Here is a 2,243-nt window from a genome sequence, read left to right as displayed (position 1 = left end):
ATACAACAATTGATTTAATCATTTTAGATATTATGTTACCGAAAATGGATGGCATAGAGGCTTGTTTAAAAATAAGAGAACAATATCAAATGCCTATAATTTTTTTGTCAGCTAAAGATGAGGATATAGATAAGATCCAGGGATTAATGAGTGGGGCAGAAGACTACATTACCAAACCGTTTAATCCACTTGAATTAATGGCAAGAATTAAATCTCAATTACGAAGATATCGTGTTTATCAAACAGAAGAAGTAAAACAATTTATTCATGAAATAGGCCATCTTAAGGTAGACGAGGAGACAAGACAAGTTTTCATTAGAAATGAAGAAGTAAGGTTAACTCCAAAGGAATTTGACATACTTTCTTTATTAGTGAGAAATAAAGGAAAGGTTTTTAGTGTAGAAAAAATATACGAGATGGTCTGGGAAGATTCATTTTATAAATCAGATAATACAGTCATGGTTCATATTACTAAAATACGGGAAAAAATTGAAGAAAACCCTCGTCAGCCTGTTTATTTAAAAACAGTATGGGGAGTTGGCTATAGAGTATGATCGATCGTACGAAATTAAGGGATAATATATTCTTTTCTACACGCTTAAATATAAAGCTTATTTTAATTTTTTTGCTCTGTTTCATCGTTGCGGTTGTTACTTTTTTTCTCATAGCAATGAAAAGTGCAAATCTACTTTCTTATAATCAACAGATTGAAAAAGAAGCCGAAATAAGGGAAATAGCGATAGGGATAACTAATGATATACAAAAGCGTAATTTGGAATCTGGGCATATAGAACAAGTTATACCGATGATTCAATCTATCCAAAAGAAGAATGAAAATTTAAGGTTTTTAGTATTAGATTATAAAGGCCATATTATCTATCGTTCACATAATTTTCAATTGCAGGATAATCTCCCACAGGAATTATTACAGGAGAAATTAAATGTTACACCAAACGTCAGAAATCCTTTGTTTGAGAAGTTCATATTGTTTGTTTCACCAGTTTCATTTCAAGATGGAATTGGATATGTAATGGTACAATCTCCAAATTCGAATAAAACAATCTCGCCAACTCAATATAATCAAAATCTATTACTTGCTTTGGTAAGCAGTATATTAATTTTCATCCTTTTATTTTTGCTGTTTATGATCCCTATTACAAGATACATTAAAGAAATTGAACGAGGTATTCAAAAGATTGTAAAAAAAGATTGGAAACATTCCATACGTGTTAAAGGAAAAGATGAATTATCTTCTTTAGCTTATAATATTAATTGGATGGCTAGTCAATTAAGGGAGCGTTTTGAGAAAGAGAGAGCAATTGAGAAAGGTAAAAGTGAATTTATTACTAATATTTCTCATGATTTGCGTACCCCTTTAACGTCTATTATTGGATATTTAGCATTAGTAAATGTAAAACAATATCGAAATAAAGAAGAATTAGAAATGTATATTCAAAATACGTATAATTTAACATTAAAATTAAAAACTCTCATTAATGAATTGTTTGAATACACAAAATTATCTTTACCTGATGTTAAGTTGAGAAAAGAAAAAGTAGAATTGGGCAATTTGTTAGGTCAGCTAGTAGGAGAGTATATCCCGATTTTTGAAAAACAGCAATTAATTGTTAAACTAAATATCATTAATAAGGATATTTGGGTATGGGCAGATATAGAAAAACTGGTGCGTGTATTTGATAATTTACTATCTAATACTGAAAAATATAGTTTTTCAAATTCAACAGTAATAGTGGAACTAAAAAAAGAAGAAGATAAGGCATTTATTTGTATTACAAATAAAACAGATCATCTTGAAGCACAAGAATTAAGCAAGATGTTTGAGAAGTTTTATCGAGTTGATAAATCACGGTCGAGTCAAATACATGGATCCGGAATTGGTTTAGCAATTGTAAAGCGCACAATTGAATTGCATGAGGGTAAAGTATGGGCTGAAAGTCATGGAAATAGTCTTACGATACATGTAGAATTACAACTTTTAAAAAATGTTTAAAAACTATTTAAGAATTTTCATTATGTAACTAATATAAATGCTTAAATAAAGCATTTATAAATAATAGTAGGCTTCTTTTGGTAACCATTGCATGAATGCCATGCCCAAATGGGGAAATCTATAGTAAAGTCAATACCTTTCTGTTTCATGTGTCTTACAATGTATTTATATGCTGTGCAATCTTCTTTACTAACAAAAATAGGATTGGCTATAAGCTTACCTTCATTCAAAA

The 2,243-nt window shown here is 29.5% G+C and carries 2 protein-coding genes and 1 pseudogene; 2 read left to right on the top strand and 1 reads right to left on the bottom strand.

Annotated features, from left to right (window positions below):
* Together ACQGS6_RS26925 and ACQGS6_RS26920 are read left to right on the top strand one after the other, a co-directional pair.
* On the top strand, positions 1-554 hold a 554-nt coding region (locus ACQGS6_RS26925; RefSeq protein ID WP_426965908.1), incomplete at its 5' end, for a response regulator transcription factor.
* 116 nt (positions 555-670) lie between these two features.
* The gene (locus ACQGS6_RS26920) at positions 671-2,011 is read left to right on the top strand and encodes a sensor histidine kinase (RefSeq protein ID WP_426965907.1); all 1,341 of its coding nucleotides are present in this window, start codon (positions 671-673) and stop codon (positions 2,009-2,011) included.
* A gap of 65 nt (positions 2,012-2,076) precedes the next feature.
* On the opposite strand, the pseudogene ACQGS6_RS26915 reads toward ACQGS6_RS26920, so the two are convergent.
* Positions 2,077-2,243, bottom strand: a pseudogene (locus ACQGS6_RS26915) (DUF3841 domain-containing protein); the annotation flags it as partial.

This window comes from Bacillus sp. GMs2/2 (assembly GCF_050172095.1).
In the GTDB taxonomy this organism is placed as follows: Bacteria; Bacillota; Bacilli; order Bacillales; family Bacillaceae_G; genus Bacillus_A; species Bacillus_A cereus.
This window is presented reverse-complemented; position numbering and strand designations above follow the sequence as displayed.

What these genes read in the sequence shown, in the direction of transcription:
- ACQGS6_RS26920 (WP_426965907.1), top strand. Translation starts at nt 671, where the DNA reads ATGAAAAGTGCAAATCTACTTTCTTATAATCAACAGATTGAAAAAGAA.